This is a genomic window from Nocardia higoensis (assembly GCF_015477835.1).
Classification (GTDB): domain Bacteria; phylum Actinomycetota; class Actinomycetes; order Mycobacteriales; family Mycobacteriaceae; genus Nocardia; species Nocardia higoensis_A.
Window position 1 is genome coordinate 60,454 of the sequence record NZ_JADLQN010000006.1, and the last position, 25,561, is coordinate 86,014.

Here is a 25,561-nt window from a genome sequence, read left to right on the forward strand (position 1 = left end):
TGACACCGGCCGAATGACATGTTCCACGCTAGAACGCGAGGTCGCGCCACGATTCACCCGAAACGGGTGAGCTGTTCACCCCGGTGCGCGGACTGCAATGGAGTGCATGACAACACCGCACCCGGCACCATCTGCCACCACGAACACCGCACCGTCGGCTACGTCGCATCCGGTCCGTCAGGGCGTCGCCGCCGGCGTCTCCATCGGCGCGTCGATCCTGCTGCTCACCGTCGGTCTGCTGCAGCTGTTCCAGGGCATCTCGGCAGTCGTCGAGGACGAGCTGTTCATCGTCGGCCCCGAGTACATCTACCAGTTCGACACGACTGCCTGGGGCTGGGTCCACATCGTGCTCGGCGCCATCCTGATCATCAGCGCGTTCGGGTTGATGACCGGGGCCACCTGGGGCCGGGTCGCCGCGATCACGCTCCTGGCGGTCTCGATCGTGGCGAATTTCCTGTCGCTGCCGTACTACCCGTACTGGTCACTGCTCATCATCGCGCTCGACATCGTGGTGATCTGGGCGATCTCCACCTGGCGTACCGAAACCGCCTGAGTCGCGGTCACGACACCGGCGCCCGCGGTAGGCGGGGCGCCGGTGTCGTCGTGCCTGGTCGACGACGTCCCGGATGCCGCTCGCGCGCAGGCTCGTGTTCGGCAGGCGCGATACCCCTCGGCGGGACACTCTCTTCACCGCCGCACTGCCGTGGAGATCTCGTAGCGCCGAGTGGCCGTGTGACGTTCGGCGTGACAGTCGCCCGAGTGGTGCCGGGGGAGGGCGAGTGGCGCGGTGATCAGGAGGGCGCGGACGGGCGCGGGGCCGTGTCACCCGCGCCGACGGCCGCTTCGACCTCGCGCAGTGCGGTGCGGATCATCGCGCCGTAGGAGTCCTGGCCGAGCGCGCCGAGATGTGCGCGGGTGGAGTCGAGTTCGCCTCGCGCGGCGTCGAAGGCGCCCAGCCTGCGGTAGTCGTCGGCGAGGTTGAGGTGCAGCGACGGGTAGAAACCGGCGACCGCGAGGGTCGGGTGGTAGGTGCAGGCGCGCTCGTCGGTGAGGCTGTCGGCGGCGTCGAGGGCGCGGATGTCCCAGGCCAGGGCCTGTGCGGGATCGGGCTGGAGGTCGGCCAGGTAGTGGGCGAGGGTGCAGCGATGCAGCGGGTCGCCGAGCGGGCCGAGCGTGCGCCAGAGATCGGTGAGCTGGGCGCGCGCGGTGTCGCGGTCGCCTTCCCGGCCGAGCTCGACAGCTCGGGTGATCGCGACCATCGTGGGATCGGCAGGCGTGACCGCGCCTGCGTGCGCGTTGGTCGTCGTGGAGGCCACGGTCGGGTGCTCCGCCGTGGAGGTGTCGCCGGGCATGCCGGTGGTCGTCGCGGTTGCGTCGGGCGTGGTGTCGGACATCGTGTTTCCTCTGTTCGTGGGTGTGCGGCGGAAGCAGTGGGTGAGCTGCGGATAGCCGGGTGAGTCGGCGTGTTCGAGCAGATCGAGAGTTGTCGGGTCTGCCGGGTGGATCGGCAGGGGAGTCAGGCGGCCGGGCGGTCGAGCATCGGCATGACGAGGACGGTGAGATCGCCGTCGGTGGCGGAGCGGACGACGACGGGCTGGTCGGGACCGGCGAGGTCGAGCATGAGATCGGGACCCAGGGCGCTGTCGACAGCCGGGCGCAGGACAGCCGGATCGAAGGCGGGGTGCAGTGGCGGGCCGGTGACGGTAACGGGGATTCGAGTGGCGCCGGGGCGACGGGGGGTGAGGCCGGTGGCGTCGATGTCGAGGCCGAGCGGGGCGTCGGGGGTGGATTCGAGCAGGTCGAGCAGGGCGGCGCGGCTGACCAGGACGCGGGTGCGGGCGGGGGACAGGCCGTCGAGTACGGCTCGGTAGTCCGGGAACTGCTCGTCGAGGGTGGGCAGGTGCACGGTCGTGGCCCCGGTGAGGCGGACTCCCGCGCCGTCGCGGTCGACGGTGATCTCGCCCGCGGTAAGGCTCCGGACGGCAGTCGCCGCCTCCGCCGCCCCGACTACGGCCGACCAGGTCGCGCCGCCGGTGCGGATCAAGGCGAGGGATCGGGTCGCGAGCCGGTAGCGGTCGGTGGCGGTCAAGGTCAGAGCGGTGTCGCCGGCTTCCAGCAGCATCCCCGACAGGGCCGGGATGGATCGGTCGCGGGCCGCAGCACCGGCGACCTGGTCGACGGCTTGCGCCAAGGCCGCGGCCTCGAGAACGCAGGCGGCGGCGTCGGATGGCGGCGTCGCGGTGAGCGTGCCGCGCAGCTCCTGCGCGACGGCTGCCGCCCTGCGGGCTCGCTCGGTCAGCGCCGCCACATGGCGGTCGAGCACGCGCGCGGCGTGGGTGGGATCGCCTGCCAGGATCTGCTCGACCTCCGGCAGCGGGACGTCGATGCCACGCAGCCGCTGGATCAGGACCGCGCGCTCGCATTGGGCGGGCGTGTAGTAGCGGTAGCCCGTCGCCTCGTCCACCAGGCTGGGTGGCAGCAGCCCACAGTCGCCGTAGAAGCGCAGGGCGCTGGCGGTCAGGCCGCTGGCCCGCGCCATCGCGCCGATCGTCAGAAGGTCGTGATCCCTGCTCTGTCCGTGTATGTCGCGCTCTGTCACGCGGCCATCATGAAGCTTCGACGAAGGTGAAGGTCAAGCTCGCGCGCTCGGGTGCGAGCTCAGCCCCGTCCTTCGTGCCTGCGCAGCCCTCCGGCGGCGGTGACCATTGTCAGGAGTTGTAGACGGTGCGCGGCACGACGACCGCGTTCATCCCACCTTCCGGATTCGCGGCTGTGGCCTCGTCGGACGCAGGGGTGGCGGTAAGGAAGTACACCTGCTGCTCGAGCTGATCCAGGGTGGGTACTTCGCTGGTGATGGAGGAGGTGCCGAGGGTGCTCCACTTCTTCATCTATTTCACCTTTCGAGTGAGCGAAGTTACATCCGTCTTCGCCGAAAATAGACTGCTGGGGAGGATAGCTAGCCTAGCCTAAGGCGTAGGGCCAAGACTTATTTAAATAGTCTCGGTCCCGCGCCGGGGAGGTTCCGGGGCGCGAGAGCGGCGAAAGGTGGAGTGGGTGTCGTCAGTGCGTGAGCGGCGCGATGCGCGGCGACTTGCTGGTCAGCCGCAACGTGACACCGCAATCACCCGCGGCGGCGTCCGGACGCACTTCGACGTCGTACTGCGAGGCCAGGGTGGGCGAATGACGTTGCAGCGAACGCTCGATCATGCCCTGCTGGACACCGGCGACCACCTCGGGCAGATCGCGCGCGATACGCCGCAACGGGCAGTTGCACACGCTGATCTCGTGCCCGCCGAAACTCGACAAGGTCTGCGACACCTGGAAACCTAAGCGGGTGAGCGTGGTCGTCACCACCGTGACCGGATCGGGCAGGTCCGTCTCCGCGGCGCCGATGCCGGTCAGGCTGTCGGCCCACAAACGCCCGGCCGCCACGGCTTTCGCGTGTCGCTCGGCCGGAGTGTCCCCGAGTTGGGCGAGCAGGGCGGCCAGGACCGGGGCGGCCGGGTCGGCGCCGACGGCGACATAGCCCTTGCGCGGCCTGCCCACGGTCTCCGACGGCAGCCAGGTGCCCTCCACCAGCCCGGCGTCGATCAGGGCGTTGAGATGGAAGCGCGCCGTGGTGATGTGAATGCCCAAGGTACGGGCGATGACCGGCGCGTCCAGCGGCTCCAGGGAGTCGCGTACGAGCGCGAGGACCTTGTCCCGCTGCCGTGGTGCGGCGGCCATCGTGTTCCTCTCCCGCCACGCCCGGCGCCGACTCCCTCCGGGGCCTCCCGGACGACAACATTCCCGACAGATTGTAGGACCGTCCCCGCGACGGCCGAACCGACAGGAAGCGCATCATGACCACACCCCTGCCCTTCGACAAGCGCGATTCCGCGCACTTGCCCGGTCATTGGCTCCTGGCTCGCCTCGGCAAGCGGGTGCTGCGCCCGGGCGGCGCCGAGATGACCGAGAACATGCTCGACGCGGCGAAGCTGACCGGCGCCGACGTGGTGGAGCTCGCCCCCGGTCTCGGCAAGACGGCCACCTCCATCCTGCGCCGCAACCCGGCCAGCTACCGGGGTGTGGAGGCCGATGCCGACGCCGCCGCGCTCAGCGCCGCCGCGGTCGGTACCGCGGGCGTGGTCACCAGCGGTGACGCCGCCGACACCGGTCTGGAGCCCGAGTCCGCCGATGCGGTCGTCGGCGAGGCGATGCTGACCATGCAGACCGACACGCACAAATCGGCCATCATCGCCGAGGCGTTCCGGGTGCTGCGCCCCGGCGGTCGCTACGCCATCCACGAGCTGTCGCTGACACCGGACGATCTGCCCGAAGGGACCAAGACAGAGCTGCGCAAGGCGCTGGCCCGCTCCATCAAGGTCAACGCCCGCCCGCTCACCGCCGCCGAATGGCGCGACATCCTGGAGCGGGGCGGCTTCGAGATCGAGCACGTCGGCTACGCGCCGATGGCCCTGCTGCAGCCGCGTCGGGTGCTCGCCGACGAGGGCGTTCTCGGCACGGCGCGCATCGTCGGTAATGTCCTGCGCGACAAGCCGGCCCGCGCGCGGGTGCTGGCCATGCGCTCCACCTTCAACGCCCACAGGCGCGAACTGCGCGCCATCTCCGTCATCGCGAGGAAGCCGAAGGCATGACCGAACAGACCGCTCCCCAGACCGCTCCCCAGACACCCGCGGCCACCGGCACCACCGAGTTCGTGCCCGGCGACGGCCCCGGCCCCAGTGCCCGCAGGCTGCTCGCCGGACCCGGACTGACCCTGGTGGGCTTCAGCTTCCGCACCGGCCAGGTGCTCGACGAGCACAAGGCCCCCGGCCCGATCCTGGTCAGCTGCGTCAGCGGCCGTATCGATCTGGAGATCACCGGCGGCGAGACGCCGGGCGCGCACCGGCTCGATCCCGGTTCGACGGTGTACATCACCGGCGGCGATCCGCATCGGCTCACCGCGCTGGAGGACTCCGTCGTCCACGTGACGCTGCACCGCAACCTCTGACGAGGTGCCGCACCGGATCCGTTCGGCGCGCCTCGATGTGCGCCGGTACCGGATCTGTTGCTCGCACGATGCGGCGGTTGCGCTCCGTCCCACCGTCCGGCGATCGCGCGGCTGACCGCAGCAGATCACCGTCACAGGCGAGTCGTCGCGCGGTGTGTCGGCGACTCGCCGGCCGGTGCGGCGGCCCGGCCGATCGGAGTGTGCTGATCCGGTGGCCCGGCCGGGCGCGGTCAGGACCGGTGGGTCGGGCCGTGCGGTTCGGCGCAGTGGGTGTCGGCCGGACAGTCCGCGGCGTGGTCGATCTGCAGGGTGGTGTGCGCGAGTTCGAAATCGGCCAGCAGGGTGGTCTCGATCCGTTTGCGCACGGCATGGCAGTCGGCGGCGTCCTCGACCAGGACGTGCGCCGACAACGACGGCTCGCCGGAGGTTATCGTCCACACGTGCAGATCGTGGACCTCGGTGACCTGCGGTATCGCGCAAATCCGCGCGCCGATGTCGTCGGGGTCGAGATGAGCGGGCGCGGCCTCCAGGAAGATGCGACCCGACTCGCGTACCAGGGACCAGCCCGCCTTGATCATCAGCGCCGCGACCACCAGCGCCGCGATGGCGTCGGCGCGCGGATAGCCCGCGAGCCAGACCACCGCGCCCGCCACCGCCGTGCCGATGAAGGCGTACATGTCGTTGAGGATGTGCTGGAAGGCGCCCTCGACATTGAGGCTCGTGCGGTTGGCGTGGCTGATGCACCAGGCGGCCGCGATATTGACCACGATGCCGGCCACGGCGGTGATCAGCACCAGTGGCCCGGCCACCTCCGGCGGATCGATCAGCCGATGGATGCCCTCGAAGACGAAGAACGCCGCCAGCAACAGCAGGGTGACGCCGTTGGCCTGCGCGGAGAGGATCTCGGCGCGTTTGTAGCCGTAGGTGTACTTGCCCGCGGCCGGGCGGCGGGCGAGCCGGATGGCCACCAGTGCCAGCACGATCGCGGCGGCATCGGTGAGCATGTGCGCGGCGTCGGTGATCAGCGCCAGTGACTGCGCGAGCAGGCCGACGACCACTTCGATCGTCATGAAACCGCCGATCAGCGCCAGTGCGACCCCGAGCCGGCGCGGATCGGAGTCGGCGCCCACACCGTGATCGTGCGCGTGTCCATTACCGTGCGCGTGTCCCTTGTCGTGCGCGTGCCGACGGACGTACCCTCCCTGTCGGTCGTGGTCCACGTCGTGGTCCCGGTGTCGATCGTCTCGGCCGTCACGGTGGGCGTCACTGTCGCGAGCGATATCCGGACCATGATCGTGGGCGGGATACTCGTCGTGATCGTGATCGTGATCGTGATCGTGACCGTGATCGTGACCGTGATCGTGATCGTGATCGTGACCGTGATCGTGACCGTGATCGTGACCGTGACCGGAGCCGGGCGCGTGATGCCCGTCCCGGCCCGTGGTCGCCGCCGGCTCCCGTATGGAACCGCACTGCTCTCCCATGCCGCGCTCGTCCTTTCCCTCGATCCGGTCTCCGGCCCGTGACGACCGGCTCACCGAGAGCCGGTGCGGCGAGGATCGACCGGCCCGATCGCTCACCCAGGGCAGCCTAACGTGTTTTGATGCGCATGTCTGCATCTGTCCTCCCGTACCCGCCATTAGCTGGGATTTTGCTCCTGATGTGGAGCGGCGATGATCATCGCGGGGGGCTACCATGCGTGGGCATCGCCGGGTGTGGACCACCCGGGTGCGGATCGTCCGAAGCTCGGGTGATTCGCTCGTGGCAAGAGGGGATTCGATGGACAGGCCGTCCTGGGCGCCCGAGGGCGTCGACATGCACCAGGTCAGCCCGGCGCGGATGTACGACGCGCTCTTGGGTGGCTCGCACAATTTCGAGATCGACCGGATGGCGGCCGAGATGGGCAAGAAGCTGGTGCCCGACCTGCCGCGCCTGGCGCTGAGCAATCGCGCGTTTCTCCGGCGCTCGGTGCGCTACCTGGTGGAGGCGGGGATCACTCAGTTCATCGACATCGGCTCCGGCATCCCCACTGTCGGCAATGTGCACGAGGTCGCCCAGGGGGTCGACCCCTCGGTGCGGGTGCTCTACATCGATATCGATCCGGTCGCCGTCGCGCAGTCGCGCTCGTTGCTCAGCGGAAACGACAATGCCGGGGCGATCGAGGCGGACCTGCGCAAGCCCGCCGAGCTGATGGCGCGGGTACGCGAATCCGGTCTGATCGACCTCGATCGTCCGGTGGGCGTGCTGCTGATCGCCGTGCTGCATCTGCTGGCCGACGCCGACGAACCGGTGGACAAGGTCGGCCGGCTCTACGATTCGGTGGCCGAGGGCTCCTACGTCGCGATCTCCCACCTGACATCGGAATTGCGGCCCGATGACGCCGCCGTGCTCGGCGCGAGCGCCGGCAACTCCAGCAAGGTCGGCATCCACTTCCGTCCCGCGGCCCGGATCGTCGGTATGTTCGACAGGTGGGTGCCGGTGGAACCAGGGGTCGTCGAACCGTCCATGTGGCGACCGGAATCCGAACGCGATCGGCACGAGGAGCCGGGACGCTCACTCGCCCTGGCCGGCGTCGGTCGCAAGGTGTGACCCGGGCGCGGCAGCGGAGGGGGTGACGGTCGGTGGGAGCGCGCGAGCTGGCGGCGCGGTGGGCCGATGCCCTGGACGGTGTCGTCGCCCCCGCCCTCACCCGCCGCGAGATCGAGACGCTGCTGACCGAGCTGACCGAGACCCTGATCGCGGCGATCCGTGGTGATCGGGAACCGGACGTCGCTTACGCGGTGGCCGCTCGGCTGGTCGCCGCCAACTATCGTGACCCGCTCGCCGTCAGCCGCACGGTGCGCGTCGTCTGCACCGACATGGCCGAGGCATGCTGCGCGCGCACCGATCCGGCATTCGAGCGCTGCCGCGATCGCGCGGTCGCCGTGGCCGCCGAATTCGGCGCGGGATTCACCGGCGCACTGCGCGGTGTCGCGCTGGTCGAGCAGGAGACCACGCTCGGCGCGGCGCTGGCGACCGCCCGCGAAGCCGAGGCCAGGCGCCAGTTGTCCGAAGCCCGCTTCGAGGCGGTGTTCGCGGGCGCCTCGGTCGGCATCGGCACCGTCGACGTCCGGGGCCGGGTTCTCGAAGTGAATGCCGCCTTCGCCGAAATGCTCGGTCTGCCACAGGAATCCATGCCCGGCCGCTCGGTGGCCGAACTGCTCGGGCCGGTCAACATCGGCCTCGCCTACGGCCAGATGCAGCGGATGGTCAGCGGCGAGATCGACCGGTTCCGGTTGGAGACCGAGCATATCCGCCCGGACGGTGATGTGTCGTTCATCGACCTGTCCATGTCGGCGGTACGGGATGCGTACGGGCAGATGCGATTCCTCATCGGCGTGGCCGTCGACGTGACCGAACGCAAACAGCTGGCCGACCGACTCTGGCACGATGCCCATCACGACAGCCTCACCGGCCTGCCCAACCGGACGCTGTTCTTCGACCGGCTCGCCGAGGCGCAGGCGCCGATCGGATTGTGCTATGTCGATCTGGACGGGTTCAAGGAGATCAACGACCGGTGGGGGCACGCCGTCGGAGACACCGTGCTGCGCGAGGTCGGCGAGCGGTTGCGCGATGCCGTTCGCGCCGACGAACTACCCGCGCGCGTCGGCGGCGACGAATTCGTCGTGCTCGTCGAACGCTGCGTCGGATGCGCTCAGCTGGACGCGCTCATCGGACGGCTGCACGAGGCGCTGATCGAGCCGATCGAGGTGGTGGATCAGGGGGTGCGGGTCGGCGCGAGCATCGGGTCGGCGTTCGTGCGGGAACGGCCGGAAGCGGTCGACCAACTCCTGCGCGCCGCCGACGCCGCGATGTACCGGGACAAGAACAGCGCGTCGCAGCGTGACGGCGCCGAGGAATACCGGCCCGGAGCGGCGGAACGGACCTGAGCCCTTCCCGCGCCCGAGCCGCTCAGTTCCAGGCCAGGGCCTCGCCGCGGCGGAAGTCGGGATGCTCCTCGGCGCGGATCCACCGGCCCCAGGTGGTCTGGCCCTCGTCGTCGCGCCGGATCGGGCTGATCCAGGCGCGCCTGCCCGTGCCCTGCGGTCCGTGCGGCATCAGCGGAACCTGCCGGGCGACGAGGTAGCAGTCGTCGACGGCACCGGCCCTGGGCAGGTATTCGCACAATTGCTCGGCGGCGTCGCCCAGATTCGCCGAGGCCACCACGCCGGGACGCGGACTCGGTCCGTCGGCCTCGACCACCACGGCCGACACCGTCCACATGCTGTTGCCCGGGAGCCGGTGCGCGGGGCCCTCCGGTTCGAGGGTTGTGGTGTCGGGGGTGGTGGTATCGGGGGCCGAAGCACTCTCGATCATCGCGCACCTCCGGTGGGACGCGGGCCGACGCGATGCCCGGTCGATTGGATCATCTTGCCTCCCAACGTAATCAGATGAGCAGGGCGGTCGTTCGATGGGGATGTCGCAGTTGTGACGTCGGTCGCGCCTTTCGATGAATTGAAAGGAGAACCGACCTGCAAATGAGTGTATAGCCGATGGCTACCTATTGCGATGGAATCTTCCCCGCCGTATCTCGACTCGCCGGAATGCGACTCGCCGGAATCGCTCAGCTCAGGCGTTCGGCCACCGAGGGCAGGCGTTCGATCATCGCGATCGTGAAATCACCGACCAGATCGATCAAACCCTGCCGGTCGACGTCGAGGCCGCCGTCGAGCCACACCAGCACCAGTTCCGCGGCGCCACCGGTGATCAGCTGCGATGTGGCCGCCACGGCGGTGTCATGCCCCTCGGGGATGTCCAGGATGACCCGGGTCTGCTCGATGATGGTCGCGGCCACCGTGCGCATGCTGGCGAAGCGTGACCGCATGAGCGCCTCGTTGCCGAAGGCTTGGGCGAACACGATATTGGCCCGCCGCGGGTCGTCGATGAGCTCGCCGATGAGCGCGCCCACCCCCGCCCTGATCCGCTCGGCGGGCGGCCCGGAACAGGCGGCGACGGCAGCGCGGGCCCGGTCGAGGGCGGAGGTCTGCAGCTCCAGCAGCAAGGTGACGGCCAGCGCGTCGAGGTCGGGGAATGCCTCGTAGAAGAAGCGCGGGCCGACTTTCGCCTGCTCGCAGACCCCGCGCACGGTCAGCGCCGACAAGCTCTGGGTGCCGACGATCTCCAGTGCGGCGTCCAACAGGCGGCGGCGGCGATCTTCGCGACGTTCCTCGGTCGAGGCTCCGCGATACGTGCCCGAGGATGCGCGCGTCATCCGCACAGCTTTTCACAGCGCAAATGAGGAAACAACCGTGTACGGAAACGCTTGTTTCCGATATGGTCGAGATCACTCGCAGCGTCGCGAAGGGAATTCGGCCATGAGTCTGCTCCTGCCTCACAAGCTCCAACCCAACAGAACCAGCACGGTCTCCGACACAGCCCGGCATCTGCGCACGAAGCTGTCCTGGCGGGTGCAGCGTGCCGGCGTGCGGATGATGAAGCGCTACAAGCCGCACATGACTCCGCTCGCCGAGCCGCCGGCGGGCAGCGGCCTGAAACCGACACTGGGCGACTATGGTCCACCGGGCATCGGCTACACCCTGCACACCCTCGCCGATCCGATGACCTTCTCCCGAGAGCGGTTCGAACAGCTCGGCCCGGTCTCCTGGCTCGGCGTGCTCGGGCGCGCGGTGGTCACCATCAACGGCCCCGAGGCCTTCGAGGAAGTGCTGCTCGATCGCAACAAGGTCTTCTCCGCCCAACGCGGCTGGGAATGGCTGATCGGCCCGTTCTTCCACGGTGGCGTGCTGCTGCGCGACTTCGACGACCACATGTTCCACCGCCGGATCCTGCAGCAGGCTTTCACCCGGCCCCGCCTGATCGGCTATCAGGAACTGACCAGCCCGCTGCTGCGCCGCGGCATCGCCGCCTGGCAGCCCTCGCCGGAATTCCACCTGCACACCGCGGTCAAGCAACTGCTGTTGCACCAGGCGACCGAGGTCTTCGTCGGCGCGAAACTGGGCCCGGAGAGCGTGGCACTGGCACACGCCTTCGACGACGCGGTGCACGGCGGCACCGCGATGGTGCGCGCCAATGTGCCCGGTGGGGTGTGGGCGCGCGGGCTGCGCGGGCGGCGCAAGCTCGAGGAGTACTTCCGCAGCGAGATCGAGGTCAAGCGCGCGGGCGACGGGGCCGATCTGTTCAGCGTGCTGAGCAAGGCGACCACCGACGAGGGCCACACCTTCACCGACGAAGAAGTCGTCCAGCACATGATCTTCGTGATGCTGGCCGCCCACGACACCAGCACCATCGCGACCTGCATGCTCGTCTACGAACTGGGCAGGCATCCGCAGTGGCAGGAGCGGCTGCGCGAGGAGGCCCGCGCACTGGGCAAGGACTCGCTCGGCTACGAGGATCTGGACTCGATGCCGTTGCTGGACATGGCTTTCAAGGAGGCGCTGCGGATGTACGCGCCGGTCGCTCAGCAGGCCCGCGAGACCATCGCCGACACCGACATCTGCGGGCACTACGTGCCCAAGGGCACGCTGGTCATGTGCGGTCCGTACATGATGATGCGCATGGCGAAATACTGGAGCGATCCCGACGAATTCGATCCCGAGCGGTTCTCCCCGCAGCGGCGCGAGGACAAGTCGCATCGCTTCGCCTGGTCGCCCTTCGGCGGCGGCGCGCACAAGTGCATCGGGCTGTACTTCGGTGGGATGACGGTCAAGGCGGTGCTGCACCAGATGCTGCTGAACTACCGCTGGTCGGTGCGCCCCGGCTACGAACCGCTGCTGGTGGCCGGTACCGGCCCGACGCCCGCCGACGGCCTGCCCATCGAACTGGAACGGATCAGCCGATGAAATTGATCGCCGACAGGAACCGTTGCGAGGGACACGGCATGTGCGAGGCGCTGGCGCCGGAGCTGTTCCGCGTCGGCGACGACGGCATCGTCACCCTCCTGCGCGACACCGTCACCGAGGCCGATCGCGACATCGTCGAACTCGCGGTCGACAGCTGCCCGGTACAGGCGCTGAGCCTGGACCGCGGCCAGGACCGATCACCCTCGGCGGAATTCGAGTAGTCGGCTACTCGGGTCGCCCGCCCGCCCCGGTTTCATGATCATCTCCGGAATCCGGACGCGAGAAGGGGATCAGGGGATGTCCGAGGAGAACGGGTTGTTGTCGCAGGCGCCGAGCAGTGAGCCGCCGCTGCGAGGTGAACTGCCGGTCACACGGCACCGCGGCCGCGGCGCGCACGTCGTGGGCGGTGGGCGGGGAGACCGCCGTATGCACGGCGAGGGCCGGGTACCCGGGGACGGCCGTACACGTGATGATGACCGGGTGAACGTCGAGAGCGGCGGCCACGCCGGCGCCGATGCGAACGCCGACATCGATGTGCATATCGGCGGTGGTGGACAGGTCGGCGGTGGTGGACAGGTCGGAGACAGTCGCGACGCCGACGGGTGTGGCGGCCGCGCCGACGCCGGTGGGCATGCGCGCGGCGGTGATCCCGGCGCCTTCCGGCGGCTGGGCCGGGCAGGCGGGCGCTCGGCGGGCGCGGGCGTCCGGCTGGCCGTACGCGCCTCGCACGCCGCCGAACGCGCCGAGGTGACCACCGACGTCCATCGATTTGCCGACCGTTCGCTGCGGGCGGTGCTCGAGGTGCTGGACCGGCGCAGACAGGTGGAGCAATTGGCCGGGATCGCCGATCCGCTGGTGCTGGCCGCCGTGCGCACCCTGGTGAGCACGGGCCCGGCGCCCGAACGCGCGCTCGGCACGGCCGTGCTGGCCCGAGTCGATGTGCGGCTGGTCGCCGCCGACACCGCGGAGTTGTGTGCGGGCTACCACCGGGGCGACAGGCGGTTCGCGCTGGCCGCCCGAGCCGTGCGCAGGCGCGCCTCCGGCTGGCGGCTGACGGCGTTGCGCGTGCGCTGAGTGAGTGCCGTCGCCGCGAGTGACGTGTGTGACCTGAACCGCGCGCGAACTGCGGACACACCTCCCCAAACGACCGCGGGCCGGTCCCGTCGCCACTACTTTGGAGTAGGTGCGGCGAAGTCCGGGAGTGATCGAGTCGATCACGGTGTGGTTGTCCGCCGTGATGGGTTGCCTGGCGCTGTCCACGCCGATCTCGCTGGCCTGGGCCGAGGGCGCGGCGTCGCTGGAGATGGAGCTGCTGATGCAGAGCCTGCCCAGGGCGACTGCTGTGGGTGGCCTGGCGGCGATCATCACGGTGGGCTTCGCGACGACGACCGGTTCCACCCGGATCGCCTGGTTGATCACGTTCGGCGGCAGCCTCATTCTGTTAGCCAATCATGTGCTGTGGCTGGGCTTCTCCGGCTTCGCGCCGCTCACCACGCTGAACTACGTGGATTGCATGGCCGGCGGCGTGATGCTCGGCGGCGTCCTCGCCGCCGTCCAGCACCGCAGATCGCTCATGCTGGTGGCCGCCCTCGGCGGCATGGTCGCCATCATGCTCAGCGATCTCAGCGTCTCGGGCGCGGAGTTCTCCGGTGTCGCGGGCGACTCTCCACTCGGCTGGTTCCTGACCGAATCCATCCCGGTGGCTCTCATAGCACCGACCGCCGCGCTGACCGTGTGGTGTGCGATTCGGCGCGGAAGACCGCGACCCGAGGATTCGGACGTCTCGGTCGAACTGCCGTTGCGGCCGATACTCGCCATGCTGGTGCTCACCGCGAGCAGGGTCATCGGTTCCTCATGGCTGATCCGGGACGGCTCCGCCCCCTTCGACGCGCTGCCCGTCGCCCTGATCACCGTGGTCGCTGCCTTGTGCACCGCCCTGCTGCTGCCGCGCCGCGAAGGCGAGATGGTGCTTGCCATGGTCGCGGTGGCCGCCGCGGGTGGGGCGGTCTTTCTGGTGCCGCTGACCAGTTGGATGGTGCCCCTGCTGCTCGCCGCCGGGGTGGCGGGCCTCGTGCTCGGCGTCCACCGGCCGATGCCGCTGGCCGCGATCTTCGGTTCGATCGGGTTGGCCCTGTTCGCGTTGCTGACGGTGGACGCGAACGGTCCCGGCGCCCCCGCGACGGTGAGCGGATGTCTGGTGCTGACCCTGCTGGTCGGTTACAGCCTGGCCTCCACATTGCCTCGCAACGGTGCCGCTGCGCTGATGCTCGGACTGGTCGTGCTCTGTCTGCCCGGACCGACGGTCGCCGTGCGTGCCCGGATCTTCGGTATCGGCTTCGCCCTGCCCCGCAGTTGGCAGGCGCCGGGAGAGGACGCCACCTCCGAGGTACTGCTGTTCGCGTTGACCGGCATCGTCGCCATGATCATCGCGATCGGGTGCGCGCTCGCCCTGCTGGTGTTGCGCCGAATCCGCCCTGCGCCGCCGACGACCGCCGATCGCGTCGACGCAGCAGCAGTCGTCGAGGAAGGGAAGGACCGGCGCATCCTCGAGCAGCGTTAATGTCGCGGGTATGCGCCTTCACGTGGGATGTGCGATGTGGACCCATCCGTCCTGGCAGGATCGGCAGTTGCCGCCCTCGGAGCGGTTGCGCTGGTACGCCGGGCACTGCAACGCGGTCGAGGGCAACACCACGTTCTACGCCACACCCTCGCCCGCCACGGTGCGTTCCTGGGCCGAACAGACCGATCCGGAGTTCCGGTTCGCCGCCAAGCTACCCAAGTCGATCACCCACGAGCACAGGCTCTTCGACGCCGATGCCGAACTGAGTGCCTTCCTGGACGCGATGGCCCCGCTCGGCGAGCGCCTGCACACCCTGTGGGTGCAGCTACCCGGCTCGTTCGGGCCCGGCGATCTCGGCGCACTGGCCCGATTCCTGCCGACCCTGCCCGCGCGGGCCCGTCGCACCGTGGAGGTCCGCCACCGGGCGTTCTACGACGACCAGCGGGCCGCCGCCGCGCTGGAAAGGGTGCTCGACCGGGCGGGCGCGGAGTGGACCACCTTCGACACCTCGGTCCTGTTCTCGGCCCCTGCCTCCAGTCCCGCCGAACTGGAGGCCCGATCGAAGAAGCCGCGGCTGCCGCGGCGCACCCGCGCGCTGACCGCCGACCCGATGGTGCGTTACCACGGCCGTGACGACGAGGAGACGACCGTGGCGGGCTGGCAGCCGTGGCTGCCCGTCGTCGCGGAGTGGCTGCGCGCCGGCCGCACCCCGACGGTGTTCGTGCACACTCCCGACAACGCCTCGTCGCTGCGATTGGCACGGCGCTTCCACGACGAGGTACGCGCGCTGGTCCCCGAACTCGACCCGCTGCCCGATCCGAGCGCGCACGAGCCGATGACCCTGTTCTGACGCCCGTTCCCTGTCCGGCTAGTCCAACCCGAGCACCGCTGTGGTGAACGCGATGAACAGCGGCGCCGAGGCGGGCACGGCCTGGGCGCCCTCGGTCAGCATGACGCGGCGGGTGCGCTCGCTGATCGCGTCCGGGATCAGCGCGATCAGTTCGGAGGAGACCGGCGGCACCAACGGATCGGCGGCTCTGGCCCTGGCGTGGAAATGCCGGTACATCTCGGTGATCGGGTCCATCGCCAGCACCCGCACCGCTGTCGCGGCTCGCTCGACGCGGGCCGATTCGACGAGCACCATGCGGGCGAAACGCGGCTCCTCGGCGACCGCGTCGCAGAAGGTGGTGATGACGCAGGCGATCCGGACCCGGGGATCGGCGCCGTGGGGCAGCCGGGCCAGCGCCACGCGGACGCGCTGGGCGAGCACGGCGATGCCGGTGTGCACCGACTCGACGAAACAGTGCTCCTTGTTGGTGAAGTGCTCGTAGAAGGTACTGCGCGAGACCCGTGCGGCGGCCACGATGTCGCCGAGCGTCGTCGCGGGATAGCCCTTCTCGTCGACACATTCGACAAGTGCGGCGATCAGTCTGCCGCGCGGTGACGAGGGGGAGTCCGTGCGGACCGCCGCGCGACGATCGGCGAGTTCGCTGTCGTGCAACGACTCGCATCGAGTTGTCGAGGGGCGCATGAAAGCCTTTCTGTCGGAGGTCCGTGCGATACGGCGCGGGGAACGCCACCGGTGGCAACCGTGCTCGTGAGCGTTGCGCCGCCGCGCGCGGGTTCCGATTATGCGCGCCATCGCCTTTCCCGCCGCACGGCGGCCGCCCCGAACGGGCCGGATCGGGCCGTTCACCCGTCATTTTCGGGCCCGATGTGCAATGTTGTTACTGCGCAACGGTATTGACAGGGGAAGGTGCGTCGTTCATGGCGTCCTACGCGGTGGGGTCACGACGTGCGTCGCCGGGTGCCCGGCGCCCGGTCTGGCCGGGCATGATCACCCAGGGGGAGCCGCGGGCCGGACGTGCTCGCGGGGGCTCGCCCGGACACGGCAGTCTCGGGAAGCGACGGCGGCGCGGACGGCCGCCGCGACGGCGCCGCCCATGGCTGGTGACCGCTGTGGCGCTGGGTGTTTCGCTGTCGGCGGTGGCGGTGGTGCTCGCCTATGTGTCCACCGCACCCGGCCCGCGACAGTCCGCGACCGTGGCCGATCCGGTGCTCGGCGGCGGACCCGGCTGTGAACCGCTGCGCACCCCGCAGTTGGTGCGCGGCAACGGCACCGGCTCCGCGGCCAGCGGCCCCGACGCCGTGCTCGCCTTCCAGTACGCCTACTACGTGACCCGCTCCGGCGCGCAGGCCCGCGCGATCACCACCCGCGACGCGGTCGTCTCGACCGCCGAGGTCATCGACGCGGGCATCGCCTCGGTGCCGCCGGACACCCGGCACTGCGTGCTCATCTCCCCGTTGCCCGACGGCCGGTTCGATGTGGTGCTGACCGAAGTCCGCCCCGACGGCGCGGTCAAGACCTATCGCCAGTTCGTCACGGTGGTCGAACGCGCCGACGGAGTGCTCATCACCCGGATCGGCCCGCCGGACCGGTAGGTCCCGGGAACGGCCGGCCCGGCCCCTCCGTCGGCTCGGCTCGGCTCGGCTCGATGCCGCCGTCGGCTGGTGGATTCGGTCATGCTCGATGCCGTACGCAGCGGATGCGCGCCCGCCGGTGGAATCGGTGTGGCGATGCCCTCTGGACTCTCCTCCTTCGGGACCGATTCTGATACATTCTTGTATCCGATACATTTATGTATCGGAAGCGGGTCCCCACCGGGGACGCTCGCCGCCCCGGCGGCGGTCGGGTACCGGGCTACAGCGCGTTCTCGGGCACTGGGCGATTCGGATGGAGCGACAGAGCGGACGGCGGTGAACCCGCCGCGAGGAGGAACGGTGACGGCGGCAGCGCAGGCCGGGCGAGCACAGGCGGGTGACCCGCCTCGGGCGTCCGCGCGACAACCGCGGGCTCGGACCGGCACGGCCGCCGGGGCCAAGCCGCCGAGCCGGCGACGCGTACGCACCCGCGACCGGCTGCTCGCCGCGGCCTACGAGGTCTTCGCCGAAGAAGGGTTCGGACGCGCGACCGTGGAGCGGGTATGCGATCGGGCCGGGTTCACCCGCGGCGCGTTCTATTCGAACTTCACCTCCCTCGACGAGTTGTTCCTGGCCATGTGGGAGCAGCGCTCGGGCGCCATGCTGGACAACCTGCGCGCCGCGCTCGGGGCCCTCACCTCGGAAGGTCCCGATGCGCCGGGGCACGATGATGTACCCACCTCCGGTGTCACCGGTAACGCGGAGGTACGCGCGGCCGTCGCCCGCCTGCTGGAGGTGGTGCCGCTGGAGGAAGCCTGGTTCCGGATCACCGCCGAGTTCACCGCGCACGCGCTGCGCACTCCCGATCTGCGCCGGGTGATGGCCGAGCGGGAGGAAGCCATCGTGGCCGCCCTGACGCCGACCGTCGTGGCCGCGCTGCGCCGGGCGGGGCGCACCGTCGCCGATCCGGCCGCGCTCGGCCAGGCGCTGATCGCCGTGCACGACGGCACGGCCACCCAGGTGCTGATGGAGCCGGGCAACCGGACGGTCCTCGGTCGGCGTGCCGACCTGTTCTGCCACGTCGTGCTGGCCTACAGCACGCCAATCGAAGGATGACGATGAGCAATAGCGAATTCGCGCGCGAGAGCACCGATCGCGACGACCAGGTGATCGTGGTCGGCGCGGGCCTGGCCGGTCTGGTCGCGGCCCACGAACTGGCGCTGGCCGGTAAGCGGGTGCACCTGATCGACCAGGAGAACCGCAACAACCTGGGTGGTCAGGCGTTCTGGTCGCTGGGCGGGCTGTTCATGGTCGACACCCCCGAGCAGCGCAGGCTCGGCATCAAGGACTCCTACGAACTGGCCTGGCAGGACTGGCAGGGTTCGGCGGGTTTCGACCGCGACGACGAGGATCACTGGGCGCGTCGCTGGGCGCAGGCCTATGTGCGCTTCGCCGCCACCGAGAAGCGGGACTACCTGCGACAGCTCGGCCTGCGGGTGACCCCGTTGGTCGGCTGGGCCGAACGCGGCGGAGCCGCCGCCGACGGCCACGGCAACTCCGTGCCGCGTTTCCACCTCACCTGGGGCACCGGCCCGGAGGTGGTGCGCGTGTTCGCCGAACCGGTCCTCGCCGCGGAGAAACGCGGACTGGTTCGGTTCAGCTTCCGCCACCGCGTGGACGAGCTGATCGTCGAGAACGACGCGGTGGTCGGTGTGCGCGGCAGCGTCCTGGAGGACACCGATCTCGAGCGTGGCAAGGCCTCCTCGCGAACGGTGGTGGGGGAGTTCGAGTTCCGTGCGAAGGCCGTCGTGGTCACCTCCGGTGGCATCGGCCACAATCACGAGCTGATCAGGCAGAACTGGCCCGTCGAGCGGCTGGGACCGTGCCCGCGGACCATGATCTCCGGGGTGCCCGCGCATGTGGACGGGCGGATGCTCGCGATCTCGGAGGCCGCGGGCGGGGCGATCGTCAATCGCGACCGCATGTGGCACTACACCGAGGGCATCCACAACTGGGATCCGATCTGGCCCGACCACGCGATCCGCATCATCCCCGGACCCTCGTCGCTGTGGTTCGACGCGAACGGGAAGCGGTTGCCCGCACCGTGTTTCCCCGGCTTCGACACCAACGCGACGATGAAGGCGATCCTGGCCACGGGCTACGACTACTCGTGGTTCGTGCTCACCCAGTCGATCATCGAGAAGGAGTTCGCGCTCTCGGGTTCGGAGCAGAATCCCGACATCACCGGCAAGGACATCAAGCTCACTCTCGCCAGTCGGGTGGCCAAGGGCGCGCCGGGCCCGGTGGAGGCCTTCAAGAAGCACGGCGTGGACTTCGTGGTGGCCGACACGCTGGCCGAACTGGTCGAGGGGATGAACAAGATCACGCGGGGCCCGCAGCTGGATCTCGCGGATCTGGAGCGGCAGATCGTGGCGCGTGATCGCGAACTGGACAACAAGTTCGGCAAGGACGCTCAGCTGATGGCGATCACCAATGCGCGCCAGTCCTTCGCCGACAAGGCGGGGCGGGTCGCCAAGCCGCACCGCATCCTCGATCCGAAGGCGGGCCCGCTGATCGCGGTGCGCTTGAACATTCTCACCCGCAAGACCCTCGGCGGCCTGCAGACCACCTTGGACTCGCAGGTCGTGCGCCCCGACGGTACGCCGCTGCCCGGCCTGTACGCCGCGGGTGAGGTCGCCGGGTTCGGCGGCGGTGGCCTGCACGGTTACAACGCGCTGGAGGGCACCTTCCTCGGCGGCTGCATCTTCTCGGGCCGCTCGGCCGGGCGGGCACTGGCGAAGTCGTTGTCCTGAGCCCGATTTCGGGCCGGAGCCCGGGCAGCCACGAGGTTGCCGAGATGTCCGCAGTGGGGCGGGGTCTGGCCGGGCATCTGTTCGGTGCCCGCGGCCGTATCGGGGTGACGCGCGCTGCGCGGATGATCCGGCCGCTGTCGCGATGGTCGCGAAAACCTGGGAAGCTCAGTGCAAACGAGGATGCCGCCGGGAGGGGGAGCCCGGCGGCATCGACTCGGAGATGCGCGACTCGCAGGGGGTTCGAGCCGCACGGTGATCGGCTTCAGGGAGGGCCGACCCGATTGCCGATCGTACGCTGGGGCGGTGTGGCGCGCCGTTGCCCACGCGCGGACATCGCGGACAATCGCACGTCCGCCGGCACCTCATCAGGCGCTCGCGGCGGCCTTCTGCCGGTACATGGCGATGTCGGCGTCGTGCAGCACCTCGGTGAGCGAGCGCGGGTCGGCGGGACAGAGCCGGGTCGTCCCGATCGAGACTCTCAGCTCCAGCCGGTGGCGCGGCAGCCGGATCGGTTCGGCGACGACCGCGTGCAGGCGCTCGGTGACCGCGGCGGGATCGCGGCCCGGACCGCGCAGCAGGATCAGGAATTCGTCGCCGCCGAGCCGGCCGATGAGATCGCCGTCGGCCACCGCGCGACGCAGGCGGCGGGCGATGATCCGCAGCACCTCGTCGCCGGTCAGGTGTCCGAGGCGGTCGTTGACGGACTTGAATCGATCCAGGTCGACGAACAGCACCGCGGAGATCTCCTCGTGCGCGGGGTCGGCCAATGCGTGTTCGAGGCGGGCGAGAATGGTGGCGCGGTTCTTCAGGCCGGTGAGGTCGTCGTGGGTGGCCTGGTAACGCAGTTTGCGGTGGCGGTCGCGGTTGTCGGTGATGTCGGTGAACGAGGCCACCACCGCCGAATACGGATCGGCGGGATCGAGCGGGCGGCAGTTGCCCGCCAGCCAGCGCCTGCCCCGGTGGTGGCCTTCGATGCCGAAGACGAAACCGGTCGTCGGCTCCCCGGTGTGGACGGTGCGCACCATCGGATGGGCGGCGGGCGGCAGCGGCGCGCCGTCGGCGTCGACCATGCGCAATGACAGCGCCTGATAACTGCGGCCGACCAGGTCCGCGCCCTCACATCCCAGCAGGCGCAGCGCGGCCGGATTGATCGACTCGATGCACCCGTCCCTGGTCATCACCACGACGCCCTCCTCGAGCTGGGAGACCACCGCGGCGAAGTGCTGTTCCATCCGCCGCCGGGCCGCCTCGGCCGCGTGCTGGGCGCTGAGGTCGTGCAGCACCACCTGGTAAGCGTCGCGGCCCTGCCACACCGTGAGCACCGTGGCCGTCTCCACCGGGATCCGCGCGCCGTCGGGGCGGACCAGGGTGGCGGGTGTCCGGCGGTTCGGCCGGACCGCGGGGGCGGGCTCGGCGGGGGACAGGAAGTCCGACAGCGGCCGCCCCAGCACGTCGGAACCGGCGGCGAACAGCCGCATGCCCGCCGGGTTCAGGTACGCGATCGAACCTTCCTCGAGCACGCAGATGGCGTCGGGGGAGTGTTCGACGAGCGCGCAGTAGCGCTGCGCGAGTTGCGCCACGGCGGTGCCGCCGGGTGTCGCGGTGTCGGCGACGGTGATGTCTCGGGCCATGCGAATCCTGTTCGTCGTACGACGCGAATAGCACGGTGGAGCAGGCATCGCGACATCGGCTCGGCGAACAACCCACCCTGCGCCGAGGTTTCCGAGTACGAGATGCCGATACCGGAGAAGCGAGCAGTCGAGCAGTCAAAAAAGACTGAGTGGTATCGAAGATCGACAATAGCGAACGCCCGTGCCGACGGCAATCACCCCGCCCGGCCCGGTCACCCCGTCGCGCGGCCGACCTCGTAGCCGAGCAGGCGCTCGGCTTCTTCGATGCCGCCCTGGAGGTCGCCGACGGCGTTCATCTTCGACAGGTCCAGACCGATGGTGACCAGGGTGAGGGCGATCTCGGAGGACAGGCCGGTGATGATGACGCTCGCGCCCATGAGTCCGGAGGCGTCGACGGTCTGGACGAGGTGGTTGGCGACGGTGGAGTCGATGGTGGGCACGCCGGTGATGTCGATGACGACGACCTTGGCGCGGTTGGCGCGGATGGCGCGCAGGAGTTGCTCGGTGAGCTGGCGGGCGCGCTGGCTGTCGAGTACGCCGATGATGGGCAGGATGAGCAGCTGTTCGCGAACCTGCAGGACCGGGGTGGACAGCTCCCGGATGGCTTCCTGCTGCTGGCGGATGATCCGCTCGCGCTCCTGCACGAACGAGATGGCCACCATGCCCGCTACCCGGTTGGCGGCGGGCTCGTAGACGTTCAGAACGCGCTCGAGCAGGTCGAAATCGGACTGGTACTTCTCGAACAGCGAGCGGGCCAGCACGTCGCGCAGCAGCAGCACGATGCCGAGGATCTCCTCGGTCTGCACGCCGCGCACGATGATGCGTTCGGACAGATCGCGCGCGTAGTTGCCGAGCGCGCCGACCGAACCGGTCTCCAGCACGGTCATGTAGTTGTCGTAGACGGAGGTGACCTCGGTGAAGATCTCCTCGGGAGTCATGGCCGTCAGCAGCCGGGCCTCGGTGATGCGCCGGGCCCACTGCGCGCGCAGGGTGGTGCGGTTCTGCCGGAGGTGCTCGACCAGTTCCGAGAGCAGGCGTTCACCCGCCCCGTTCGCGCCCGGGTCCGCCCGGGTGGAGCTGAACAGTTCGGACAACGGGTACTCCATCGATCGAGACGCCGCATCGCATGCCGGACGCCGGGTCGGCCGCACGGGCCGTCGTGAGCGGCATCGTATACCGCTGTCCGCGTCGCTCGGACGGGTTTTCCGCAGTGTGCGGCACAATGATTCGGCAACCGTCCAGGTCGTATTCCGGGCGGTGGCGGCAGCGGTTAGCCTCGGGGTATGTGCCGAAACATCACCGCTCTGCGCGGGCTCGAACCGCCGGCCACACCGGAGGAGATCCAGGCCGCCGCGCTGCAGTACGTGCGCAAGGTCGGCGGCCTGAGCGCGGTGTCGGCGACCAGCCGGTCGGCCGTCGACGACGCCGTGGCCGAGATCGCCGCGGCGACCGCCCGCCTGCTCGAGCGCCTGCCGGAACGCAAGGCACCGCCCAAGACCGTGCCACCGTTGCGCCGCCCGGAAGTCCGCGCCCGCATCGCCGCTCACGAGGCCGCCCATGCGGCAGGCATCGAGCACACCCACGAACACGCCTGAACCGGCGCGCGTCCGAGCGGGGCGGTGTCAGAGCAGACCGCTGCGGCGGGCGGTGTCCAGAGCGCCGACCCGGGAATTGGCGCCGAGCTTGCCGTAGATACCGCGTAGATGCGTCTTGACGGTATTGATCGACACGCCGAGGTCGGCGGCGATCTGCCCGACGGTGCGCCCGGTCGGCAGCTGCTTGAGCACCACCAGTTCGGTATCGGTCAGCGCGGGCCGGAAGATGTCGCGGTGGGCGGCCGGGTTCGCCCTGATCCTGGCGACGAAAGCCTCGGCGCGCCCGAACCGCCCGGAATAGGCGTCGAGCAACGCGATCGCGCCGGGCACATCGAGGAAGGGCCGCACGATCTCGTCGTCGGCGGCCTCGTGCACCGCCCGTTCCAGGGTTTCCGCCCCCGCCCTCGGCCTGCCCAGCGCGAAATGGGCCACCGCGCATACCAGCCGGCTGGTCACCCGGCTGCTCGGCCGCAGCACGTCCGGTGCGCCCAGCAGAGGTTCGATCCCATCCAGCGCCTGGCGGGGCTTGTCCTCGGCGAGCGCGCAGGCCGCCCGCGCCAGCGTCACATCGGGCAGCTCACCCAGGCGTGACCTGGCCTTGTCGGTGAGCAGGCGGGCGGTGCGCGGCTCACGCATCCGCAGCAGCGCCCACACCACGTGCGGGACCAGAGCCGCGGTGTCGGCCGGGTGGGTGTCGCGATCGAGCAGGGCGAGCATGTCGCGATGCAGCGTGTCCACCGCCGCACCCGGCGCCGACCCGCTCGCCGCGCTCACACCGTGTGCGGGCGGCGTACCGAGACGAGCCAGCTGGCCGAGCAGGTGACCGTGTCCGCCGACCAGCGGGCTGTGCGCGCCGTCGCGATCGCGGTGCCAGGCCAGCGCGGCGCTCAGGTACGAGGGTTCCGGCGCCTCCCCACGCAGGTAGGCCGCGGCTGCGGAGATGGTCATGACCTGGGCGGCGTCGAAGGAGGCGAGCAGGTCGTGGTCGGCGGCCACCGCCAGTGCCCGTGCCGCCCTGCGGCGCATGGTGGTCGTCGATTCGGCCGCGGCGGCGGCCAGGGCCAGCCGGGCCGCGGTGCGCAGGGCCAGCCGGGGATGACAGGCGTGCTCTGCCAGCGCGGAGCCACGATGCAGCAGCTCCTCGCCCTCGGCGATCCGGCCGGCGAGCACGGCCGCGGTCGCCGCCTGGATGTCGGTGTAGCAGTCGATGTCCGGATTGCCGGTCGGGGCGGCCGCCGGAGTGAATGCGACGGGCGGGGCGCCGGTGCAGGCGGCCACATCGACGGCCAGCGCACCGATCAGTGCCTGCGTCCACGCCGCCGGGGCGAACGACGCGCGCCGCGCGCCGCGCTCGACGGCCAGATCCAGATAGGCTCCCGCGTCGGCCAGGTCGCCGTGCACGAGGGCGTCGAGCACCCGCAGGGCCCACAGGTACGGGTCGTCCATCAGGTCGACGGCCGCGCGGGTGAGCTCGTCGAACAGCGCGCGGCCGTCGCCGTCGAGCACCATCGTCAGGCCCGCGGTGACGACGAAATCCACCAGCTCGCGCCGGTCGCCCGCCGCGCTCAGATGGGGGAGTGCCTCAGGCAGATGCCCGGCGCCGTGCAACCAGTGCGCGGCCTGGGCGTGCAGTGCGGTGATGCGCGCGGAGCCGAGCCGGTCGGCCTCGGCGCGAAAGAGGGCGCGCAGCATCGGATGGTGCTGGATCCACACGTCGGTGCCACGTGCGGTGCGGTTCAGCGGGAATCCGATCCGGTCCAGTTCGTCCAGGTGGTGTCCGGCGCCGCCACCGGCGAGTTCGTCGGCGAGCTTCTCGGTGAACGCGGCGGGCACACCGGTGACGGTGAGGAACTCGCGCAGCGCGGGGGCGAGGTCGTCGAGCAGTTCGGCGGCCAGATATCCGGCGATCGGGTGCGGTGGACGGTCGAGCAGCGCGGGCGCGTCGAGTTCTTCCGGATACGCGGACAGGTGGACGGCGAGAATGCGCACCAGCGCTGTCCAGCCCCTGGTCAGCCCGGTCACCGTGGCCAGGCCCGCATCATCGAGACGTACCCCGTGCTCGCCGCAGAGCCGGGCGGATTCCCCCGCGGTGAAAGCGAGTTCGGCCGCCCCGAGGCGGTGCAGGCGGGCCCGTAGTTCGAGCAGGTGCCAGCGGATCGGCGGATCGTGGCGGGCGCAGACGATCACCGTCGTATCGGGCGGCGCGTCGAGCAGGAAGCGTTCGAACTCGGCGCTCGCCTCGGGGTCGGTCGACAGGTGTGCGTCATCGAGGACCAGAACCCCGCCGGAGGGCATGTCCGGCGGCGCGGCGGGCAGTTCGGCGGCGTCGGCCCAGCGGACGGCGAGATCGGGGCGGTGGGCGGCCCAATCGGCGACCAGCGTGGTTTTGCCCGTGCCCGCCGGCGCGCTGATCAGGAGTACGCCGCCGTTGCCCGCGGCGACGGCGGCATCGATGCTGTCGAACAGCAAAGGTCTGGCGATCGGTGTGAACGAGGGCGTCGGCCCCCTCGAATGTCCGGCCGGACCGGGGTGGTGCGAAGTGCTCACGGCGCCCTGCCTTTTCCGGTGCTCTCGTGCCAAAGCTTTCGTGCCATGCCGACTGTTCTGCAACGAGGCGTACAACGCGATTCACCACTACCACGCTCAGAGAGCAGAATTTACCGGAGCGATGCCCGCGAAGTTCGGACCGTCGAGTCTTGTTATTCAAAT

General features: G+C 70.0%; 26 protein-coding genes. 15 read left to right on the forward strand and 11 right to left on the reverse strand.

Annotated elements, in window-relative coordinates; all coding sequences use genetic code 11:
• Positions 1-106: 106 nt before the first annotated feature.
• Positions 107-553: a DUF7144 family membrane protein gene (locus tag IU449_RS24230; RefSeq protein WP_195004462.1), complete on the forward strand. Its 447-nt coding sequence runs from the start codon at positions 107-109 to the stop codon at positions 551-553.
• Between the two features lie 238 nt (positions 554-791).
• On the opposite strand, the gene IU449_RS24235 is transcribed toward IU449_RS24230, so the two are convergent.
• From IU449_RS24235 to IU449_RS24250, 4 genes are all read right to left on the reverse strand, one after another.
• Positions 792-1,259, reverse strand: a complete 468-nt coding sequence (locus IU449_RS24235; protein WP_195004622.1) for a hypothetical protein — start codon at positions 1,257-1,259, stop codon at positions 792-794.
• A 257-nt stretch (positions 1,260-1,516) separates the two neighbouring features.
• Entirely contained in the window at positions 1,517-2,599 is a 1,083-nt protein-coding gene (locus tag IU449_RS24240; protein ID WP_324188415.1) for a MerR family transcriptional regulator, read from the reverse strand.
• Positions 2,600-2,708: 109 nt separating this feature from the next.
• Entirely contained in the window at positions 2,709-2,888 is a 180-nt protein-coding gene (locus IU449_RS24245) for a hypothetical protein (RefSeq protein WP_195004463.1), read from the reverse strand.
• A gap of 172 nt (positions 2,889-3,060) precedes the next feature.
• Positions 3,061-3,726, reverse strand: a complete 666-nt coding sequence (locus IU449_RS24250) for a helix-turn-helix domain-containing protein (RefSeq protein ID WP_195004464.1) — start codon at positions 3,724-3,726, stop codon at positions 3,061-3,063.
• Between the two features lie 116 nt (positions 3,727-3,842).
• Here IU449_RS24250 and IU449_RS24255 point away from each other — a divergent pair, with 116 nt between their 5' ends.
• Both IU449_RS24255 and IU449_RS24260 read left to right on the forward strand, forming a co-directional pair.
• A complete protein-coding gene (locus tag IU449_RS24255; protein ID WP_195004465.1) occupies positions 3,843-4,637 on the forward strand; it encodes a class I SAM-dependent methyltransferase in 795 nt (264 codons plus the stop codon).
• On the forward strand, positions 4,634-4,993 hold the full coding sequence (locus IU449_RS24260) for a cupin domain-containing protein (protein ID WP_195004466.1): 360 nt from the start codon (positions 4,634-4,636) through the stop codon (positions 4,991-4,993). Before IU449_RS24255 ends, IU449_RS24260 begins: the two co-directional genes overlap by 4 nt.
• Before the next feature lie 230 nt (positions 4,994-5,223).
• On the opposite strand, the gene IU449_RS24265 is transcribed toward IU449_RS24260, so the two are convergent.
• Positions 5,224-6,123: a cation diffusion facilitator family transporter gene (locus tag IU449_RS24265; RefSeq protein WP_195004467.1), complete on the reverse strand. Its 900-nt coding sequence runs from the start codon at positions 6,121-6,123 to the stop codon at positions 5,224-5,226.
• 3 nt (positions 6,124-6,126) lie between these two features.
• On the opposite strand from IU449_RS24265, the gene IU449_RS24270 reads away from it, so the two are divergent.
• The 3 genes from IU449_RS24270 to IU449_RS24280 all read left to right on the forward strand — a co-directional run bounded on the left by IU449_RS24270 (position 6,127) and on the right by IU449_RS24280 (position 8,922).
• Entirely contained in the window at positions 6,127-6,519 is a 393-nt protein-coding gene (locus IU449_RS24270) for a hypothetical protein (protein ID WP_195004468.1), read from the forward strand.
• A gap of 253 nt (positions 6,520-6,772) precedes the next feature.
• Positions 6,773-7,582, forward strand: coding sequence for an SAM-dependent methyltransferase (locus IU449_RS24275; RefSeq protein ID WP_195004469.1), 810 nt, complete (start codon positions 6,773-6,775; stop codon positions 7,580-7,582).
• 32 nt (positions 7,583-7,614) lie between these two features.
• Positions 7,615-8,922 (forward strand): diguanylate cyclase domain-containing protein, encoded by a 1,308-nt coding sequence (locus IU449_RS24280; protein WP_195004470.1) that lies wholly within the window; start codon positions 7,615-7,617, stop codon positions 8,920-8,922.
• Positions 8,923-8,944: 22 nt separating this feature from the next.
• Here the strand turns inward: IU449_RS24280 and IU449_RS24285 are convergent, their stop codons facing one another.
• Positions 8,945-9,349 (reverse strand): hypothetical protein, encoded by a 405-nt coding sequence (locus tag IU449_RS24285; RefSeq protein WP_195004471.1) that lies wholly within the window; start codon positions 9,347-9,349, stop codon positions 8,945-8,947.
• 247 nt (positions 9,350-9,596) lie between these two features.
• On the reverse strand, positions 9,597-10,244 hold the full coding sequence (locus IU449_RS24290; RefSeq protein WP_195004472.1) for a TetR/AcrR family transcriptional regulator: 648 nt from the start codon (positions 10,242-10,244) through the stop codon (positions 9,597-9,599).
• A gap of 217 nt (positions 10,245-10,461) precedes the next feature.
• On the opposite strand from IU449_RS24290, the gene IU449_RS24295 reads away from it, so the two are divergent.
• The 5 genes from IU449_RS24295 to IU449_RS24315 all read left to right on the forward strand — a co-directional run bounded on the left by IU449_RS24295 (position 10,462) and on the right by IU449_RS24315 (position 15,242).
• A complete protein-coding gene (locus IU449_RS24295) occupies positions 10,462-11,832 on the forward strand; it encodes a cytochrome P450 (RefSeq protein ID WP_195004624.1) in 1,371 nt (456 codons plus the stop codon).
• Positions 11,829-12,053 (forward strand): ferredoxin, encoded by a 225-nt coding sequence (locus tag IU449_RS24300; RefSeq protein ID WP_195004473.1) that lies wholly within the window; start codon positions 11,829-11,831, stop codon positions 12,051-12,053. The genes IU449_RS24295 and IU449_RS24300 overlap by 4 nt, the downstream gene beginning before the upstream one ends.
• Before the next feature lie 259 nt (positions 12,054-12,312).
• On the forward strand, positions 12,313-12,906 hold the full coding sequence (locus IU449_RS24305; RefSeq protein WP_195004474.1) for an Rv3235 family protein: 594 nt from the start codon (positions 12,313-12,315) through the stop codon (positions 12,904-12,906).
• 109 nt (positions 12,907-13,015) lie between these two features.
• Positions 13,016-14,392, forward strand: coding sequence for a hypothetical protein (locus IU449_RS24310; RefSeq protein ID WP_195004475.1), 1,377 nt, complete (start codon positions 13,016-13,018; stop codon positions 14,390-14,392).
• 34 nt (positions 14,393-14,426) lie between these two features.
• Positions 14,427-15,242 (forward strand): DUF72 domain-containing protein, encoded by an 816-nt coding sequence (locus IU449_RS24315; RefSeq protein WP_228805650.1) that lies wholly within the window; start codon positions 14,427-14,429, stop codon positions 15,240-15,242.
• A gap of 18 nt (positions 15,243-15,260) precedes the next feature.
• Here the strand turns inward: IU449_RS24315 and IU449_RS24320 are convergent, their stop codons facing one another.
• A complete protein-coding gene (locus tag IU449_RS24320; RefSeq protein ID WP_195004477.1) occupies positions 15,261-15,923 on the reverse strand; it encodes a TetR/AcrR family transcriptional regulator in 663 nt (220 codons plus the stop codon).
• 428 nt (positions 15,924-16,351) lie between these two features.
• Here IU449_RS24320 and IU449_RS24325 point away from each other — a divergent pair, with 428 nt between their 5' ends.
• From IU449_RS24325 to IU449_RS24335, 3 genes are all read left to right on the forward strand, one after another.
• The gene (locus IU449_RS24325; RefSeq protein WP_324188416.1) at positions 16,352-16,834 is read left to right on the forward strand and encodes a hypothetical protein; all 483 of its coding nucleotides are present in this window, start codon (positions 16,352-16,354) and stop codon (positions 16,832-16,834) included.
• Positions 16,835-17,311: 477 nt separating this feature from the next.
• Positions 17,312-17,929 carry a TetR/AcrR family transcriptional regulator gene (locus IU449_RS24330; RefSeq protein WP_228805684.1) on the forward strand — a complete coding sequence of 206 codons (618 nt, stop codon included), beginning with the start codon at positions 17,312-17,314 and terminating at the stop codon, positions 17,927-17,929.
• The gene (locus tag IU449_RS24335) at positions 17,926-19,626 is read left to right on the forward strand and encodes an FAD-binding dehydrogenase (protein WP_195004480.1); all 1,701 of its coding nucleotides are present in this window, start codon (positions 17,926-17,928) and stop codon (positions 19,624-19,626) included. Before IU449_RS24330 ends, IU449_RS24335 begins: the two co-directional genes overlap by 4 nt.
• Before the next feature lie 365 nt (positions 19,627-19,991).
• Here IU449_RS24335 and IU449_RS24340 read toward each other — a convergent pair whose 3' ends face one another.
• Together IU449_RS24340 and IU449_RS24345 are read right to left on the reverse strand one after the other, a co-directional pair.
• On the reverse strand, positions 19,992-21,257 hold the full coding sequence (locus IU449_RS24340; RefSeq protein WP_195004481.1) for a diguanylate cyclase domain-containing protein: 1,266 nt from the start codon (positions 21,255-21,257) through the stop codon (positions 19,992-19,994).
• 212 nt (positions 21,258-21,469) lie between these two features.
• The gene (locus tag IU449_RS24345; protein ID WP_195004482.1) at positions 21,470-22,363 is read right to left on the reverse strand and encodes an STAS domain-containing protein; all 894 of its coding nucleotides are present in this window, start codon (positions 22,361-22,363) and stop codon (positions 21,470-21,472) included.
• 177 nt (positions 22,364-22,540) lie between these two features.
• Between IU449_RS24345 and IU449_RS24350 the strand changes: the two genes are divergently transcribed.
• Complete coding sequence (locus IU449_RS24350; RefSeq protein ID WP_195004483.1) at positions 22,541-22,852, forward strand: DUF2277 domain-containing protein; 312 nt, start codon at positions 22,541-22,543, stop codon at positions 22,850-22,852.
• A 27-nt stretch (positions 22,853-22,879) separates the two neighbouring features.
• Here IU449_RS24350 and IU449_RS29710 read toward each other — a convergent pair whose 3' ends face one another.
• Entirely contained in the window at positions 22,880-25,399 is a 2,520-nt protein-coding gene (locus IU449_RS29710; protein WP_195004484.1) for a helix-turn-helix transcriptional regulator, read from the reverse strand.
• Positions 25,400-25,561 lie beyond the last annotated feature (162 nt).

What these genes read in the sequence shown, in the direction of transcription:
- IU449_RS24345 (WP_195004482.1), bottom strand. Translation starts at nt 22,363, where the DNA reads ATGGAGTACCCGTTGTCCGAACTGTTCAGCTCCACCCGGGCGGACCCG.
- IU449_RS24350 (WP_195004483.1), top strand. Translation starts at nt 22,541, where the DNA reads ATGTGCCGAAACATCACCGCTCTGCGCGGGCTCGAACCGCCGGCCACA.
- IU449_RS24230 (WP_195004462.1), top strand. Translation starts at nt 107, where the DNA reads ATGACAACACCGCACCCGGCACCATCTGCCACCACGAACACCGCACCG.
- IU449_RS24295 (WP_195004624.1), top strand. Translation starts at nt 10,462, where the DNA reads ATGATGAAGCGCTACAAGCCGCACATGACTCCGCTCGCCGAGCCGCCG.
- IU449_RS24245 (WP_195004463.1), bottom strand. Translation starts at nt 2,888, where the DNA reads ATGAAGAAGTGGAGCACCCTCGGCACCTCCTCCATCACCAGCGAAGTA.
- IU449_RS24235 (WP_195004622.1), bottom strand. Translation starts at nt 1,259, where the DNA reads ATGGTCGCGATCACCCGAGCTGTCGAGCTCGGCCGGGAAGGCGACCGC.
- IU449_RS24315 (WP_228805650.1), top strand. Translation starts at nt 14,427, where the DNA reads ATGTGGACCCATCCGTCCTGGCAGGATCGGCAGTTGCCGCCCTCGGAG.
- IU449_RS24340 (WP_195004481.1), bottom strand. Translation starts at nt 21,257, where the DNA reads ATGGCCCGAGACATCACCGTCGCCGACACCGCGACACCCGGCGGCACC.
- IU449_RS24320 (WP_195004477.1), bottom strand. Translation starts at nt 15,923, where the DNA reads ATGCGCCCCTCGACAACTCGATGCGAGTCGTTGCACGACAGCGAACTC.
- IU449_RS24255 (WP_195004465.1), top strand. Translation starts at nt 3,843, where the DNA reads ATGACCACACCCCTGCCCTTCGACAAGCGCGATTCCGCGCACTTGCCC.
- IU449_RS24260 (WP_195004466.1), top strand. Translation starts at nt 4,634, where the DNA reads ATGACCGAACAGACCGCTCCCCAGACCGCTCCCCAGACACCCGCGGCC.
- IU449_RS24290 (WP_195004472.1), bottom strand. Translation starts at nt 10,244, where the DNA reads ATGACGCGCGCATCCTCGGGCACGTATCGCGGAGCCTCGACCGAGGAA.
- IU449_RS24285 (WP_195004471.1), bottom strand. Translation starts at nt 9,349, where the DNA reads ATGATCGAGAGTGCTTCGGCCCCCGATACCACCACCCCCGACACCACA.
- IU449_RS24275 (WP_195004469.1), top strand. Translation starts at nt 6,773, where the DNA reads ATGGACAGGCCGTCCTGGGCGCCCGAGGGCGTCGACATGCACCAGGTC.
- IU449_RS24250 (WP_195004464.1), bottom strand. Translation starts at nt 3,726, where the DNA reads ATGGCCGCCGCACCACGGCAGCGGGACAAGGTCCTCGCGCTCGTACGC.
- IU449_RS24300 (WP_195004473.1), top strand. Translation starts at nt 11,829, where the DNA reads ATGAAATTGATCGCCGACAGGAACCGTTGCGAGGGACACGGCATGTGC.
- IU449_RS24335 (WP_195004480.1), top strand. Translation starts at nt 17,926, where the DNA reads ATGACGATGAGCAATAGCGAATTCGCGCGCGAGAGCACCGATCGCGAC.